Source organism: Arthrobacter sp. U41 (assembly GCF_001750145.1).
In the GTDB taxonomy this organism is placed as follows: domain Bacteria; phylum Actinomycetota; class Actinomycetes; order Actinomycetales; family Micrococcaceae; genus Arthrobacter.
The window spans coordinates 1,289,595-1,306,136 of sequence record NZ_CP015732.1 but is presented as its reverse complement, the minus strand read 5'-3'; the positions used below and the strand labels follow the sequence as shown (position 1 = coordinate 1,306,136).

12 protein-coding genes and 2 pseudogenes are annotated in these 16,542 nt (G+C 62.7%); 2 read left to right on the top strand and 12 right to left on the bottom strand.

Features of this window, described 5'->3' with window-relative positions:
• Nucleotides 1-123: 123 nt before the first annotated feature.
• From ASPU41_RS06110 to istA, 9 genes and pseudogenes are all read right to left on the bottom strand, one after another.
• Nucleotides 124-597 (bottom strand): ribose-5-phosphate isomerase, encoded by a 474-nt coding sequence (locus ASPU41_RS06110; protein ID WP_069950170.1) that lies wholly within the window; start codon nt 595-597, stop codon nt 124-126.
• 10 nt (nt 598-607) lie between these two features.
• Nucleotides 608-1,324 carry a ribulose-phosphate 3-epimerase gene (gene rpe / locus ASPU41_RS06105; RefSeq protein ID WP_069950169.1) on the bottom strand — a complete coding sequence of 239 codons (717 nt, stop codon included), beginning with the start codon at nt 1,322-1,324 and terminating at the stop codon, nt 608-610.
• 37 nt (nt 1,325-1,361) lie between these two features.
• Nucleotides 1,362-2,483, bottom strand: coding sequence for a transaldolase (gene tal, locus ASPU41_RS06100; RefSeq protein ID WP_069950168.1), 1,122 nt, complete (start codon nt 2,481-2,483; stop codon nt 1,362-1,364).
• Nucleotides 2,484-2,585: 102 nt separating this feature from the next.
• Nucleotides 2,586-4,718, bottom strand: a complete 2,133-nt coding sequence (gene tkt / locus ASPU41_RS06095; RefSeq protein ID WP_069950167.1) for a transketolase — start codon at nt 4,716-4,718, stop codon at nt 2,586-2,588.
• A gap of 250 nt (nt 4,719-4,968) precedes the next feature.
• A complete protein-coding gene (istB, locus tag ASPU41_RS06090; RefSeq protein WP_197515774.1) occupies nt 4,969-5,700 on the bottom strand; it encodes an IS21-like element helper ATPase IstB in 732 nt (243 codons plus the stop codon).
• Nucleotides 5,697-6,497, bottom strand: a pseudogene (locus ASPU41_RS06085) (IS21 family transposase); the annotation flags it as partial. The pseudogene ASPU41_RS06085 and the gene istB, both read right to left, overlap by 4 nt.
• Before the next feature lie 14 nt (nt 6,498-6,511).
• A complete protein-coding gene (locus ASPU41_RS06080) occupies nt 6,512-7,498 on the bottom strand; it encodes an IS3 family transposase (protein ID WP_231941082.1) in 987 nt (328 codons plus the stop codon).
• Between the two features lie 17 nt (nt 7,499-7,515).
• Complete coding sequence (locus tag ASPU41_RS23005; protein WP_197515666.1) at nt 7,516-8,019, bottom strand: transposase; 504 nt, start codon at nt 8,017-8,019, stop codon at nt 7,516-7,518.
• A gap of 74 nt (nt 8,020-8,093) precedes the next feature.
• Nucleotides 8,094-8,762 (bottom strand): annotated as a pseudogene (gene istA / locus ASPU41_RS06070) (IS21 family transposase); the annotation flags it as partial.
• Nucleotides 8,763-9,055: 293 nt separating this feature from the next.
• Here istA and ASPU41_RS06065 point away from each other — a divergent pair.
• Entirely contained in the window at nt 9,056-10,360 is a 1,305-nt protein-coding gene (locus ASPU41_RS06065) for a helix-turn-helix transcriptional regulator (RefSeq protein WP_069950164.1), read from the top strand.
• A gap of 271 nt (nt 10,361-10,631) precedes the next feature.
• Nucleotides 10,632-11,876, top strand: coding sequence for an ISL3 family transposase (locus ASPU41_RS06060; protein ID WP_069949528.1), 1,245 nt, complete (start codon nt 10,632-10,634; stop codon nt 11,874-11,876).
• A gap of 127 nt (nt 11,877-12,003) precedes the next feature.
• On the opposite strand, the gene ASPU41_RS06055 is transcribed toward ASPU41_RS06060, so the two are convergent.
• The 3 genes from ASPU41_RS06055 to ASPU41_RS06045 all read right to left on the bottom strand — a co-directional run bounded on the left by ASPU41_RS06055 (nt 12,004) and on the right by ASPU41_RS06045 (nt 16,349).
• A complete protein-coding gene (locus ASPU41_RS06055; protein ID WP_069950163.1) occupies nt 12,004-12,660 on the bottom strand; it encodes a DUF5134 domain-containing protein in 657 nt (218 codons plus the stop codon).
• A gap of 84 nt (nt 12,661-12,744) precedes the next feature.
• Entirely contained in the window at nt 12,745-14,394 is a 1,650-nt protein-coding gene (locus ASPU41_RS06050) for an APC family permease (RefSeq protein WP_069950162.1), read from the bottom strand.
• Nucleotides 14,391-16,349 (bottom strand): primary-amine oxidase, encoded by a 1,959-nt coding sequence (locus ASPU41_RS06045; protein ID WP_069950161.1) that lies wholly within the window; start codon nt 16,347-16,349, stop codon nt 14,391-14,393. Before ASPU41_RS06045 ends, ASPU41_RS06050 begins: the two co-directional genes overlap by 4 nt.
• Between the last annotated feature and the right edge of the window lie 193 nt (nt 16,350-16,542).

Below are 16,542 nucleotides of genomic sequence, written 5' to 3'. Positions count from 1 at the left end.
TGGTGTTCGTCTGCGCGCCCTTCCCTGCTGGTCAAGGCATTGTCCGCCTTCCGTTGGGTTCCAGCCAACGGAAAGCGGCTGCTCATAGCCCGCCCCGTGGGACGAAGATATGAAAATGCCAAGCTATCCGGCAACCTCACCGGTGGTCTCATAGGTTGCGATCTGGCCAATGCGGCGTTCGTGGCGCTCGGCGTTGCTAAACGGTTCTGCCAGGAATGCCTCGATCAGTTCTGTGGCTTCCTGAACGGTGTGCTGCCGTCCACCCACTGCCACTAAGTTGGCGTTGTTGTGTTCACGGGCCAATTTCGCCGTGTCTAGGTTCCATGCCAAGGCCGCGCGGACACCTTTGACTTTATTTGCGGCGATCTGCTCGCCGTTGCCCGAGCCGCCCAACACTATCCCGAGGGCGTCTACGCCCGCGGCCTGATCGGCCACAACGGCAGACGCTGCCTTAATACAGAACGCAGGGTAGTCGTCCTCGGCGTCATAGGACGCCGGTCCGTGGTCCACCATCTGGTAGCCCTTGGCTGAAAGTACAGTAATGAGGTGGGAGCATAGCTCCATTCCGGCATGGTCGGTTGCGATATGAACGCGCATCGGTGGCCCTTCAGGCTGGTTGGGGTGTGTTGTTGAGGTGCAGAGCCCTCGGGCCGAAGGCCAGCTGGCCGTTCGCGCGCAGCGACTCGATGGCATCCGCAGGCGACGGCTTGCCGTACACGGCGGATCCTGCCACAAAGACGTTGGCACCGGCCTCCGCTGCGCGGGTGATGGTTTCCTCCGTGATACCGCCGTCCACCTGGATGGCCACGTTGACCCCTGAGCCCTCTACCGCCGCCCGGGCACGGCGGATCTTAGGCAGCATGACGTCCAGGAACGCCTGGCCACCGAAGCCCGGCTCCACCGTCATGATCAACAGCATGTCCAGTTCGGGGAGCATGTCCAGGTACGGTTCCACCGGAGTGGCCGGGCGCAATGCCATGCCCGCCTTGGCCCCACGTGCCCGAAGTTCGCGGGCAAGTTTGATGGGAGCATTGGATGCCTCGACGTGGAACGTCACCGAGCTCAGGCCGGCGTCGGCATACTGCGGCGCCCAGCGGTCGACGTTGGCAATCATCAGGTGGGCGTCCAATGGGATGGTGCTGACCTTCTGCAGCCGTTCCACGACAGGCAGGCCGATGGTCAGATTTGGCACAAAGTGGCTGTCCATGACATCCACGTGTACGGCATCGGCGTTGCTGATGCGGGCAAGCTCGGCCTCGAGGTTGACGAAGTCGGCCGAGAGGATGCTGGGGTTGATGCAGCAGTTCAAAGGTGATGCGGACATGATGTCTACCTTTCGGTGGCGGTCAGAGCTCGGTGGGTCAGGAAGACTTCCCTGCGGTGGCGAGGGCGCCTTCGACGTCGGCCAGCAGTTCCTTCCAGCTGGCCACGAACTTGTCCAGCCCCTCGGACTCCAGGAGGGCCACCACCTCGTTGTAGGCGATGCCCAGTTCGTCCAGGGCGTTCAGCACGCGGTTGGCTTCCGCGTAGGTGCCGGTGATGGTATCACCGGCGACCACGCCGTGGTCGAAGGTGGCGTCGAGCGTCTTCTCCGGCATGGTGTTTACGACATCGGCAGCAACCAGTTCGGTCACGTAGAGGGTATCGGGGTAGGCCGGGTCCTTGACGCCGGTGGAGGCCCACAGGGGACGCTGCGGGAGTGCGCCAGTTTCGGCCAGGACCGCCCAGCGTTCGGTGGCGAAGAGGTCTTCATAGACCTGGTAGGCCAGCCGGGCGTTCGCCACTCCCGCTTTGCCCTTGAGTGCCTTGGCTTCGTCGGTGCCGATAGCGTCCAGTCGCTTGTCGATCTCAGAGTCCACCCGGGAGACGAAGAACGAGGCAACCGAGTGAATCTTGGCGAGGTCGTGACCGTTCTCCTTGGCCAGTTTCAGGCCGGACTGGAAGGCGTTAATGACGGCGCGGTAGCGGTCCAGGGAGAAAATCAAGGTCACGTTGACGCTGATGCCTTCGCCCAGGGTGGCCGTGATGGCCGCCAAGCCTTCGAGCGTTGCCGGGATCTTAATCAGGACGTTGTCCTTGTCCACCTTCTTGTAGAGGTTCTTAGCCTCGGCGATGGTGCGCTCGGTGTCCCAAGCGAGACGGGGGTCAACCTCGATGGAGACACGGCCGTCTACGCCGTTGGTGGCGGCGGCGATCGGTGCGAACAGATCGCAGGCGTCGGCGACGTCGGTGGTGGTGATCTCGAAGATGGTCTCCTCGACGCCGGCGCCCTGCGCGGCAAGTTCGGCGATCTTTGCGTCGTAGTCCGAGCCGGAGGTGATCGCGGCCTGAAAGATGGATGGGTTGGTGGTCACGCCCACCACGTTCTTTTCGTCGATGAGCTTCTGCAGGCTTCCGCTGGCGAGACGCTCGCGGGAAAGGTCATCGAGCCAGATGGACACACCGGCATCGGACAGCTGGGCGGTAGGGGTTGCTTTGATCATGGCTTCTGCTTCTTCCTTCATAAAGTACGGACTGGTGACAGTTCGCGGCGGCGCCGCGGGACGTCCCCCAATGAGGCCGTCCCGCGGCGCCGGCCGCAGCGGTCAGGCGCGGGCAGCGGCCAAGGAGTCCTTGGCGGCCGCGGCGACAGCCTCCGCGGTAATACCAAACTCCTGGAACAGGCGCTTGTAGTCCGCCGAAGCACCGTAGTGCTCCAGGCTGACGGACCGGCCGGCATCGCCGACAAATTCCCGCCAGCCCAGGGCCAGTCCGGCCTCGACCGAGACGCGGGCCTTGACGGCGGCCGGCAACACGGACTCCCGGTAAGCGGCGTCCTGCTTGTTGAACCACTCGACACACGGCATGGAGATGACGCGGGCGGCGACACCTTCGGCCTGGAGGGCTTCACGGGCCTGGACGGCTAGCTGCACCTCGGAGCCAGTAGCGATCAGCAACACCTGGGCTGGCACGGTAGCGCCGTCCCTCGAAGCCTCGGCCAGAACATAGCCGCCCTTTGCGACGCCCGCCGGGGAGGCAAAGGTGTCACCGTCGGCCGCACCCTCGCCGCGGGCGAAGGTGCGGACGTTCTGACGGGTCAGAACGATGCCGGCCGGGTTCTCGTGGTTTTCCAGCATGGTCTTCCACGCTATGCCCACCTCGTTCGCGTCACCGGGACGGACCACGTCTAGGCCAACAACGGCGCGCAGGGTAGCGAGCTGCTCCACGGGCTGGTGGGTGGGGCCGTCCTCACCAAGGCCGATGGAGTCGTGGGACCACACATAGATGGACGGGACACCCATCAAGGCGGAGAGGCGGATTGCAGGGCGCTGGTAGTCGCTGAAGATCAGGAACGTGCCCGAGAAAGCGCGTGTCCGGCCGTGCAGCGAGATGCCGTTCACAATCGATGCTGCGGCGTGCTCGCGGATGCCGAAGTGCAGGACCCGGCCGTAGGGGTTGCCTTTCCATGCATCCGTGGAGCGGGAGGCCGGGATGAACGACGGCGATCCTTCGATGGTGGTGTTGTTGGACTCGGCGAGGTCGGCCGACCCGCCCCACAGTTCGGGCATAACCGGACCCAGCGCGTTCAGGACCTTCCCCGACGCTGCACGGGTGGAGACATCCTTGCCGGCTTCGAAGACGGGCAGGGCGGCGTCGAGTCCGGCCGGAAGCTTCTTGGCTTCTATCCGCTTCAACAATGCGGCGCCCTCAGGGTTGGCCGACTGCCAGGCCTGAAAGGACTCGTCCCATTCGCTGCGGACAGCGGCACCGCGGTCGACGACGGCGCGGGCGTGGGCCAGGATGTCCTGATCCACCTCGAAGGACTTGGCCGGATCGAAGCCCAGAACCTCCTTGAGTCCGGCTACTTCATCAGCACCGAGTGCTGAACCGTGGATCTTGCCGGTGTTCTGTTTCTTCGGCGCAGGGTACCCGATGATGGTGCGCAGCGAAATGATGGACGGTTTGGAGGTCTCGGCCTTCGCGGCGAGCAGGGCCGCGTACAACTCCTGGACGTCTTCGACGTATTCGCCGGTCTCGGTCCAGTCAACGCGCTGGGTGTGCCAGCCGTAGGCCTCGTAGCGCTTCAGGACGTCCTCAGTAAAGGAGATGTCGGTGTCGTCCTCGATGGAGATGTGGTTCTCATCGTAGACAACAACGAGGTTGCCCAGTTCCTGGTGACCCGCCAAGGAGGAAGCCTCGGAGGTTACGCCTTCCTGGATGTCGCCGTCGGACGCGATAACCCAGATGGTGTGGTCAAACGGGGATGTGCCCTCGGCGGCGTCGGCGTCGAACAGGCCGCGCATCCGGCGCTGGGAGTAGGCGAAACCCACGGAGGAGGCAAGGCCCTGGCCCAAGGGGCCGGTGGTGATTTCAACACCAGCGGTGTGCTTGTACTCCGGGTGGCCGGGGGTCAGCGAATCCCAGGTGCGCAACGCCTTGAGGTCGTCCAGTTCCAGGCCGTAACCGGACAGGAACAGCTGGATGTAAAGGGTCAGCGAGGAGTGACCGGGTGACAGGATGAAACGGTCACGTCCCAGCCAGTCCGGGTCGCGGGGGTCATGGCGCATCAGCTTCTGGAAGAGAAGGTAGGCGGCCGGGGCCAGGCTCATGGCCGTGCCAGGGTGGCCGTTGCCGACCTTCTCGACGGCGTCCGCGGCCAGAACACGGGCTGTGTCCACGGCGCGCTCGTCCGCGGGAGTCCAGTCAAGTGCCGCTGAATTCGCAGTGCTGGAGAGCATCACATTTGTTGTGGGGTTCACGGTTTGTCCTCTTGGATCTGGTCGGCCTGTAACGGCCGGACGGATGCTTTCTGGTTTATATCCATGATTGCGAAACAAACGGGCAGGGGTAACACTGTTTTCTGACGGTTCTTACTACCCTTTTGGGTTGGTTGGAGGCCCCGCCTGTGTTTCGTCAACTTCAAGTCGGCCATTTCAGCGCTAAGAATCAGGCCACCGCGGCACGTTTCCAGGCCATTTCAGCAGTTGGCTATTTCATGAGGGCGTTCTTGACCCGGTAGGACTCACCACGGAACTGCAACAGCCGCCCGTGGTGGACCAGCCGGTCGATAACGGCGGCGGCCATGTTGTCATCTCCGAACACCGTTCCCCAGCGGGAAAACTCCAAATTGGTGGTGATGATCAGGCTGCGCTTTTCATACCCGTCCGCGATTACCTGGAACAACAGCCTGGCCCCCTCGGTATCGATCGGAAGGTAGCCCAGCTCGTCAATTGCGAGCAATTGGTTTTTGGCCAGGGCGGCCAGTTCCTTGTCCAGCCGGTCCTCGTCCTTGGCCCTGCGCAGCATCATCACCAGGGCGGAGGTGGTGAAGAACCGGGCTTGGATGCCTTGCCGGCAGGCCGCTGCCACCAGGGCGGATGCCATGTGGGTTTTGCCGGTGCCGACGTCGCCGTAGAGGACCAGGTCCTGGGCGTGGTTGATGAATTCCAGGGATGCCAGGGCTTCGCGTCCGTAGTCTTCGGGGAACCTGACACTGGTGTAGTCGAATCCTGTGAGGGTTTTCAGGGCCGGGAGCCTCGCGGATTTCAGCAGTCGTTGGCGGCGTGATTCGAGCCGGGAGTCGTGTTCGGCGACCAGTACCCCGTGGAGGTATTCGCGTTGTTTCGGTGTGCCTTTTTCGGCCCATTCGGTCAGCACGCTGCCGGTCAGGGCGGCGTGCTTGCCCGCCTCGATGATGTCTTGGACGGTGATCGGGTTCATGCGACTTCTCCCGTGGTGGTGTCCAGGGTGGTGAAGGTGTCATAGACGCTCAAGTCCACGTTGGCGGCCGCCGGTTCAGTCCCGTGGGCCAGTCGGCGGGCCAGCATCCCCAGCGCTGCCATGTCCGGGGTATCCCCGCGCCGGATCAGGGTGTCGGCGGCCTGGACTGCGGCGTCGAAGCCGGCGGACCCGGACGCGGCATCCACCGCGTTGAGCAGCCGGCGCCGGTCGGTGGCAGTGGCTTTATCCAGCCAGTCGCGCACCGGGTCGGTGACCAGGGCGCGCAGCGGGGAATGGGACCACGCGCCGGGCTTGGTCGCCAGCAACGGCAGCAGGGATGCCGGTTCGAAGATCGTCTCGGTTTGCCGTCCGAAGGCCCGCGGGAAGGACCGGACGGGTTCGGAATGCTCGTCAAGGATCTGGATGACGTCGTGGCGCAACCCCACGGTGAGGCTCCGGCTGTGGAAGGAGGACCCGGCGGCGTAGGTGTTTCCGTCAATGAGCAGGTTCCCGGTCTTATCGGCCTTGCGTGACTCGTAGCGCACCGGGTCGAACCCGACCCCTGGCAGGGCCAGGGACGCCGCCAGGTCCTGGATGAACAGCTCGCCCAACGCCAGGCCCTTGCGGTAATGCGTGGTCGTGGCCAAGGCATCGCACCGCGCCAGCAGCACCTCGTTGAGTCCGGCCAAGGTGGCGGCCTCGGGTTCGGGGACCATGAGGTTGCGGCGCAGGAATCCGACCGCGTTTTCCACGTTGCCTTTCTCGTGCCCTGAGTACGGGTTGCAGTAGCGGGATTCCGGAATTTGTCAAATCAAATGAGACGTAGTGGTTGTTGTAAATGCACCGAGGGCGCGGCTCTTTTTGCCGGGTCGTTGATCGCCGCCTTCAGCGGCAGCGGAGGTGCGGCAGGACGGCGGACAAACCGCTCGGGATGCGCGCCGTACGCCCGGTCCAGGGTGTGCTGGCGTTGTTCACGCACGTCCTCGGCTGTGCCGTAGTGCACGCTGGCCGGGGTGTGATAGCCGATCCCGGAATGCCTGTGCTCGTGGTTGTAGTAGGCGGTGAATCCTTCCATCCAGGTCCTGGCCTCGTTCACGGAGTCGAACCGTTCCGGGTAGTCAGAGGTGTATTTCATGGTCTTGAATTGGGCCTCGCTGAACGGATTGTCATTCGATGTATGGGCTCGGGAATGCGACCTGGTGATATCCATGTCCACCAGCATCGAGGCAAGGGCTTTGGACGTCATCGCCGCCCCACCATCGGCGTGCAGGTACCCCGGAGGGTTACCACCGGTCTCGGCGACAATCTCCTGCACGAGGTCCGCGGCCAGCTGGCCGTCCTCGATACGCTCGATGCGCCAGCCCACCACGTAACGGGAAAAAATATCCAGCACCACGTAGGCGTGATACCAGATTCCCTTCGCCGGGCCACGCATCTTCGTTATATCCCAGGACCACACTTCGCACGGTTTTGTGGCCATGAGCTCCGGAATCACCTTGGTCGGATGAGTGGCTTGCCGTCGGCGTTCCCCGCCCATCTTCGCGTCCGCCAGCACGCGATACATGGTGCGCTGCGAACACCAGTACCGCCCCTCGTCCAGCTCACGGACATAGACCTGGGTCGGTGAAAGGTTCGCGTAGTCTTGGCGGTTGAGCACCGACAGGATCTCGGCACGCTCGGCCGGCGAGAGCTCCGCCGGGTGCTGGGCCTTGGGCCAGGGCCCGTGCATCCGGGGCTTGGGCGCGGCCTGCCGGTGATGGGTGGCCCGGGAGCGGCCCACCAGCCTGCAGGCCCTCACCACCCCGAGGTGCCCGGTCAGTTCCGTTGCGGTTGCTGATTGCCACGACTGGTGTGCGGTGCTGGTGATTGCGCGTTCTTCGATGAGAGAGCTTCCAAGAACGCGACTCCTTTTCCCAAGGTATCCAGGGCGGCATCCGAGGAAGCCAACTTCCCGCGGGTCCGCTCGTGTGCGGCCCGCTCCGCGACCAGGTCCTTGGTCAGCTGGGCGATCTGGGCCTGCTCGTCCGTGTTCTTCGGCCGGCCCCGGCGTGCCGCCGGCTTCGCGAGCCTGCCCGCATCGAACGCGGCCCGCCATTCCTGGATATGGGAATCGTAGAGCCGTTCGCGGCGTAGCACTGCGCCCTTGGAACCGTTCGGTGCCGCATCGTATTCCTGGACGATCGCGCGTTTGAACTCGGCGGTAAAGGTCCTGCGTGCCGACCGGTTGGAACGCGGGCCCTGCTCCGCTGATCCTTGGTCCTGGCTGGCTATTTCTTCCGGTACGGGCTGTCCAGTCCCTGCTGGTGTGGATGTATTCATGGTGAAGTTTCCCTCCTGCCTCCAGCCTCTATTCTCGTTCAAGAAGCGGTCTCTAACGAGTCTGGCCGATAGGGTTCTGCCCGGTAGTGCAGCTTGAACGCGCCGAACAGTTTCGTCTCCACGACCTTGGCACCGACCCGGCGTCCGATGCCGGTGGCATTGTCAAAGACCATGTGCCGGGGCGCGGCCCCGATATGTTCGAACACCCTGCGCAACCCGTGGCAGACACACTCGGCGGTCTCGCCCCGGTACCCCTGCACGAAGCGCATGTTCGAGAACGGGAAGGTCACCACCAGGATGTGCAGGACCTGCCGGATCCCGGCAATGATGGCCTCGGCCTGCCCGAAGTCGACCTGCACCGTGCCGGCCGGCCATACGAGCTCGGTGAAGCCCTCCCCGGCCTGCCGGTTCCGGGCCGTCCATTTCTTCACGTGGCGTTGGACCGGGGAATAGGTGCCGAGGTAACCATGCTCGGCCAGGAGCCGGTCAAAGATCCGCTTGGCCGTATGCCGTTGCTTGCGCGGCCGGCGCTGGTCCTCGCCCAGCCACTGCTCAATGATGCGCTCGAACCCGGCCAACACCGAGCCCCCGGGCCGGGCCAACGGTGTTGGCGGTGCCGGGGAGAAGTCCTGCTGCTCGGCGTACCTGGCCACCGAATCACGACTCACTCCCAATCTCCGGGCGATCTCACGCCCCGGGACTCCCTGGGAATCGAGTCTTCTGATATTTTCTTGAACGGACATGGGTACCGTCATCTGCTTTCCAGCCCTTCCGGCGCACACGCTTCGCAATGGCAGCGCCGTAAGGAACCTATCTGGGGTGGCGGGCCCATGTTCCCAACACTCTGGGAACGGCCCGGGCCACCGGGTGATCTCTATCTGCGCACTCCCGGAATCCATGATTTGGAGGGGAATTGCCTGGCCTGATTCTTAGCGCTCTTTTGGCAGGAAACCAGCCACTAACTTGGCAGGATTTCCTAGCTGAAACGGCCTACAAATAGTCGATCACACACACCCCGCCCCGGTATGCTGGCAGGATGAGCGCCGCCCACGACCCATCCCTAAAACAATCGACCACGCCCCTTGCAGACCTGCCGTGGCCGCTTTTGCAGAGCGTGGCAGCATTGGCAGATGCCCCGCTGGCCCAGATAGCAGAGCGACTGCGTGATGCCACACTCCCCTACATGGGAAGCAGCGCGCTGGTCATCTTCACCGAAGACTGCACGGGCCGGCCGCAGAAGAAGGCGGGCGACAAAGAGATCATTTCCAAGGTCTCCATCATCGAGCTGGACACGCTTCGCGACACCCTTTCCGATGAGGGACCCTGGTTCGGCGAAGCCGAGCTCGCCGGCCAGACCCTCCCCGTGCTTGCCCTGAAACACGCCTCCAGCAATGCCCTCCTCGTCCTCACGGATCCCCCTGCCGATCCGGGGCGCAACGCCGGGCTTGAGCTGGTGACGTATCTGTGGCGCCTTACTGCGCGGCGGATCCGCGAGAAAGTGGCTGACGCGCCGCCCTCGTACCTGCTGGAATCGCGGGCGGCATCCGCCGAACGCCTCCGGGTGACGGCGGAACTGACCGATCTGCACTCCACCACCCTAGAGACGCTCATGGCAGCCCTACGGTCGTCTTCCCTGGACGATGCTGCAGCCCGCACAACCGTCACCGACCTCACCGCCAAGGCTCTGATCGGGCTCCGGACTCACAGCGACCGCACCACGGACCTCGTAAGAGAGCCCGTCGCCAAGGCCTTCGAACGCCTGCGGGAGGACCTGCGGCCGCTCACACGCTACAGCGGCATCGAGATCGAATTCATCGAACCGCCGCTGAACGGAAGGGCCCTGCCCGGCGAGGTTGCCCACGCGGCACGGGCCATCGTCCGCGGACTTGTGCTGGTCATGACGGAACAACCGGATGTCAGCAGGGTACGGACGCAGTGGGACTGCGACGGCGAGAACCTGCTGATTAACGTACGCGACGACGGCCGCGGTGCACTCAAAGCCGACGCGCCGAGCATCGCCCGCCTGGACCGCCGGGTGCAGGCGCTCACCGGACAGCTGCGGATCGACGTTATGCCGGGCTGGGGTGCGGACGTTTTTGTCACCCTCCCCCTGGACCTGCCAACGCGTCCCGCCGGCGATGTGGCCGGCTGGGACCTTGCCGCCCGGGAGCTCGAGGTGCTCCAGTACCTTGTTGCGGGGCACCGCAACCGGACCATCGCGTCAACGCTGGGCATCAGCGAGAATACGGTCAAGTTTCACGTACGAAACCTGTTCAAGAAGCTCGAGGTCGGCTCACGCACCGAGGCGATCGCCCTGGCGCACAGCCACGGGCTCCGTTGACCGTGTAAAAAGACACTGCGGTAGCGGAACAACCTGCCGCATCCATGGATGACCGCACAATGGGCGGCCTACTTCTGACGAGGCACCGCCGCGCTGCTGCCCGATAGTCAGCAGGTCAGGATTCCGGCATCTGGACCATCGACAGCGTGAGAAACAAGGTGGAAAAAAGGGCTCTCCTGACGTAAGTGTGGGTCAGGGTTTGCGTGTTATGAGGCATGGGTAGCCCGGTAGATTTGGGAGTTCTCACACTGTCCAAATTTCGGAGCTACCCATGCGTGCTACTACTCTACTCAACGGCGTCTTGAATCTGGCCGGGGTCCGGGTTGTTGACGTTGATCCTGGCGCCGGGGGTCCGCTGCTGGTGCGGGTGGCGTTGAAGGCCCGCAAGCGCCTGGACTGCCCGCACTGCAGCTACTCAACGATGGCCGGGTATGACACCCGGTGGGCGGAATCGTCGTGGCGGCATCTGGATTTCGCCGGCAGGGTCCTGGTGCTCACAATGCTCCGCCGGCGGCTGGTCTGCCCCAGCCACGGCGTCGTGGTGCAGGGCGTGCCGTTCGCCCGGCCCGGCTCCCGGTTCAGCACGGAATTTGAGGACATGATCGCCTGGCTGGTCACCCGTGCGGACAAGACCACGGTGTCCACCTTCGCCCGGATAGCGTGGCGGACCGTCGGGGCGATCTGTGAACGCGTCGTGGCCGAACAACTCGATGAGAGCCGCTTCGAAGGCCTGGTCAATATCGGCGTGGATGAGATTTCCTGGCGCAAACACCACCGCTACCTGACCCTCGTCTCGGACCACGCCACCTCGAAGATCGTCTGGGGCGCACCGGGAAAGAACGCGGCGACACTGGATGGATTCTTCAAGGAGATCGGACCGGTGAACACGGCGGCGATAGAGGCCGTCAGCATGGACATGGGCCCGGCTTTTGCCAAGTCCGTGAAGACCAACGCACCCGGCGCGGTCATCTGCTACGACCCGTTCCACGTCATCCAGGTCGCCACCAACGCGCTGGAAGCCTTCCGCCGTTCCATCTGGCAACGGACCCGTGAGCTGCCCGATCAGGACATCGCGAAGAAGTTCAAAGGAACCCGCTGGGTGCTGCTGAAAAACCCGCAGAACCTCACCGAAAAACAACAAGCCACCCTGGCCGGGCTCGAACGCACCGGAGGGCTGCTCTGGGACGCCTACCAGCTCAAGGAATCCCTCCGGGAGGTCTTCGCCGGCGACCTCAACCCCGATGACGTGATGGAGATGATCACCACCTGGTGCGACCTCGCCGCCAAATCCAACATCCGCGAGTTCGCCAGGGCCGCCGCCACGATCCGATCCCACACCCAAGGGATCCACGCAGCAGTCACCAGGAAACTCTCCAACGGCCGCCACGAAGGACTGAACAACAAGATCCGCACCATGACCCGCAGATCCTACGGATTCCACACCCCCGAAGCCGCCCTCGCCCTGATCATGCTCGCCTGCGGACCCGTCGAAATCAAACTCCCATACCAGACATAACCGAACCCACATTCACGTCAGGAGAGCCGAAAAAAGTGCAGGACTCGGTCCGGAAGGCGGTGCAGTAAGCGCGGCCGAGACCAAGGACGGTTTCATGCGAGAGCGCTGTGGCGAAGCGCAGATACCATCATGCGGACATGGTGGCAAACATTAGGGCCATGGCAGCGGCGCCGAGAGCTTCGAGTCCGTGTTCTGTGCGGACAGACAGTCTTGGCGCCGCCTTGTTGGGGAGTGCGGTTGTCGGTACCCGGAAACGGAGCAGAAGGGCGGTGAATACCACCGCAGCAACTCCGAAGACTATTGTTAGAAGAAGCGCGAGGTCGGGTGAGTAATCAAATGTTGCGGCCGGAAGGCTTTTGGTTTCGGCTGTCATCGCGTGGTGAGCGTGAGGCGTCGACGTTCCGCCTGCCTGCATTTCATTGCTCGTTGTGGTCACGTGACCCATCATGGCGACCATGAGAGCAGCGCCAGCCATGGCAATGCTGTGGTAGGCGCATTTCAGCCGGCCCTGGCTGCCCGCGCAGAGTGTTTTGAATTCCGGCCGTGCGACCGCTTGGATGACAAACCACAGTGCCGCGCCGGTGAGAACGGCGACCTGAGCAAGCATGAATGACGGCGCGAGGTTCCATTGCATGACAGCCATCAGGACGTTCATGAGGGCATGGAGGCCCTTGTTGATCCTGTCCGTGCGCTGCTTGGACTTTGTCGCCTGCAGAACCTGATAGCTTCCGGTAAGTAGCAGGAAGGCCGTGAGGGACCAGGTAATGGCGGGGCTATCGAACACGCGGATTACGCTCTTCCTACTGGTTTGAGTTAGTTAACGGGGCCGGTCCCCGACGCTGCTGACACAGCACCGGGGACCGCCCGTTCAGGGCCTTTCCCTCTCCAGCTCTAGTTCATCTTCATCACTCAGTTCGAGTTCACCCAAGGGATTCTTCCGCTCGAGTTCCCTGATGCGTTCGAGATCGATCGGGCGCATCGGCTCTGGATCTTCTTCGTCCAGGACCGGGCCGTGACCGTCCTCGGCGAGAACGACGTGGCCGATGGTTTCATACTTGAGCGGATTGGTTTTCCTCAGGTACAGTGCTTGACCTGCCCCGGCGATGAAGAGCCCAGCGGCGATGTAGGGGATGAGCTTGAAGAGCAGAGACGACGCTGCAGGCCCGGCAGCCGAGTCCAAGTTCAGGACCATCAGGATGACAACACCGAGCATCCCCAGTCCCCCGACTATGGGAGCGACTTTGGTGCGCCACGCTTTTTCTTCCGGGTGGTGCTTGCGGAAATAGTTGAACACGGCGGCCATGGTGATGGTCTGCACAATCAGGAGCGAGAATGTCCCGAGCACGGCCAGGAGGACAAAGACATCCAGGTATGGGTCCTTCTTGAAGTACCAGAACCCGAGTATCCACAGGGTTGCAAGACCTGTCTGGAGGTACGACGCGATGTGGGGGGATCCGTGCTTCTTATGGGTCTTGCCAAGTACGCTGGGCAGGACTCCTTCCCTTCCCAGCGCGTAGAGGTACCGTGATGCGGCGTTGTGGAAGGCCATGGCGCAAGCGAAGGATCCGCTCATCATCAGCCATAACATGATCGAAACCCATCCGGGGCCGACAAAGACTTCCGTGGGGTGAAAGAACATGTCCAGGGGTTCGGCGCTTTGCGCCAAAGCAATGGCTCCTGCGGCACCATTCCCGGCAACGGACATCCAGGAGACAAACGTATAAAAGATACCGACGCCGGTGACCGCGATCATCGTGGCGATAGGGATGATCTTCTTCGGGTTCTTCGATTCCTCCCCATACATGACCGTCGACTCGAATCCGGTCCATGACCAGAACGCGATGAACATGGCGAGTCCCGTCGCGGCGACTTGCAGACCGTTTGGTTTGAACGCATTTACCGGATTCAGCGTCTCAGGCATCAGCCCGTCGGGGCCCCCGCCATTGAAGAGCACGGCGAAGGCCATGACTGCCAAAATCCCGATCTCAGTGGCCAGCAGTACAGCCAGGATTTTCGCTGCGAAGCTGATCTCAAAGTAGGTCAGTATCCCGATGAGGACGAGGCCCACCAAGGCGAAAACAACCCATGGGATGTCCACCCCAAATTGGCTCAGGAAAGCCAGATGGCCGAAGTAGGAGAAAATACCGATGATGCTGGCTTCAAAGATGATGTAGCCGAAGGTAACCATGTAGCCGGTCCCGAGGCCAACAACGCGTCCCAAACCGCGGGAAATGAATCCGTAGAAGGCGGCCGTTGAGGTCACATAGCGGGCCATCGTGACATATGCGACCGCAAAGATCGACAGGATAACCGTCGCCCAGATATATGTTGCCGGGGTTCCGGTTCCGACACCGTAGCCAACCGCAAACGGGACATTTCCGCTCATCACCGTAATCGGTGCGGACGTCGCAACAGCCATGAAAACAACATCCCACAACCCCAGGGTGTTGGCTTTCAGCTTGCCTGGTTTGGAGCCGTGCTTGGAGGGAGCGTCAGCGCGAGGACTTTGGGTGCTCATGATTCGTGTCCGGAGCTGCAGTGGTTTGTGGTTTCTGGGCTGCAGTGATCGGAGGGGGTCGCCGAGCTGGGCAGGTTGAGGGTTGGGTTTTGGTTGAAGAAGCCGTGTGGTTCGAGCATGAAGCCGATGTTTTGGCGGGGCATGACGGGCCAGTCTTCGAGGCGGACGACGTGGTGCATGCCGAAGGTGTACCAGACCACGATGTCTTCATCGACGATGTTCCGGTCTGCCTGGGTCCAGATGTGCAGGCCGTCGTCGGCGCCGGTGGCTTGGTTCGGGAATTCGCCGGCGGCGAAGCGTTCGGTGCGGTCGTAAGCGGTGACCCAGAGGTTGTTGCGGGCGAATTGTGCTCGTTTGCTGACGAAGGACTCATCGCCGGCGGCCAGGGTGATGGCGTTGGTGGGGATGAGGCGGTAGGCGACTGGTTCGTCCACGAGGTTCCTGCTGTCGCGGTTGGCGATTTTCCAGAAGCGGTGCTTGTCGTGGTCTGCCTTGCGGATTGCTGCCTGTTCGGTTTCGAGCAGCCGGTCCACGGCCTTGAACGCGGTGTGTGTGGGGTTGTTCTCGGGGATTTCCATGTCCACTTCGTAGACGACATTCTTCGGTCCGTCGATTTCGAAGTCCATGCGGACGTTGAACATGTGCTGGTGGATGGGTCCGTAGAGCCCGTCGTTGTTCAGCGTCTGACCGTACGGGGTTTTCTCGCCGGGCTTCTGGGCGGCGGTGGACAGGATGCCGGTGGCCTTGACCAGGAACTCGATGCTGCCGTCGAGGAACAGGTGCCAGTAGAAGGCGTACTCGTAGTTCGCGACGGTGGCGATGAAGGAGATCACGAGCTTGCGGCTGCGCCGGGTTTCGGCGGTGCCCTCGCGGAAGTCGAAGTGCTTCCACAGGATGGAATCGTCTTCCTCGTGCATGCAGATGGCGTTCTCGATGGTCCATGGGTTGCCGTGGCTGTCGGTGGTGATGCCATCGAAGTACTTGATTTCGCCCAGGCAGTCGCAGCCGAGGGTGAGGGAGTTGGCCATGTTGCCGATGTTGTATTCGCCGGAGTCGAAGGCGTTCTTCTTTGCCTGGACGGGGGCGGTGTCACCATAGGGGACCACCATTTCGGACAGTGATGCCCTGTTGATCACCGGACGCTCCACGCCCTGGTCCTGGAAGCGGAGCTGGTGAAGCACCAGGCCTTCCCGGGGAGTGAACCCGACCCGGAAGGACCAGTCGGCCCACTGGACGTGGTTTCCCGTGACCTTGAAGGACGCACCCTCGGGCTGGGTGATGGAGATGGGCTTGAGGTCAGTGCGGGCCGGCCCGACGTACTTGGGCAGGTAGTTGCCGCTGGCACTGGGTACGGGGATCGCCTGGTCGTCCTCGACTTCTACGACTTCGCCGGAGTTGAGGTCGACGATGACGATGAAGTTCTCGATCGGGTGCGCGTAAGGGCTGTCATCGGGCTCCTGGCGGACGAAGACCAGGGCGCGCATCAGGCGCCGTCCTTCGTTGTCTTCACCGAAGTAGCCCACAGACCACGGTTCGAAGCAGACAAGGTCCATATCGGTGATGCCCCGCTTGGCAAGGGCCGCCTTGACCTCCGGGTTCTTTCGGCAGCTCTCTTCACCTTCTGCAAACTCGTCCAGCATGAAGGGCGGCTGAACGCCGGAGGCCAGCTGCTTCCACGACGTGACGATGCCCGAATCAAGGTTGACGATGGCTTCGTAGGCATTTCCCGCGCCGCGGTCAACGAGCACCGAGTCCGCTTCGCGTTCGGTCTCCCCGCCGGTCCTCAGGGCTTCCTTGGACGGCTCGCGCAGCTCAACGCTAATGAAGCGGAACGACTCAGCCGCAGCCGGCCCGTCCTTGAGGATCGAGACAGCCCGCGAAATCTCGGCCCGGGACAACGGATCCAGAGGGTGCGCTACCCCTACTACAGTTTCGGTTTCAGTGTTGAGAGTCATGCTTTTCTCCTTAAATTCTTTCTTTCAGGACGAGGATCCCGACGGCCTGAGTGCCGAAGTGCCCCGTTAACAGATCGGGGTTTGGCTAAGCAGCCACCGAGTGTGCTGGAATCTGCCTTTAAGGACGCCCGGACAGGACTAGCGGCACCTGACCCGCAACATCCCGGCACCGGCGAACGGACCGGCATCCCAT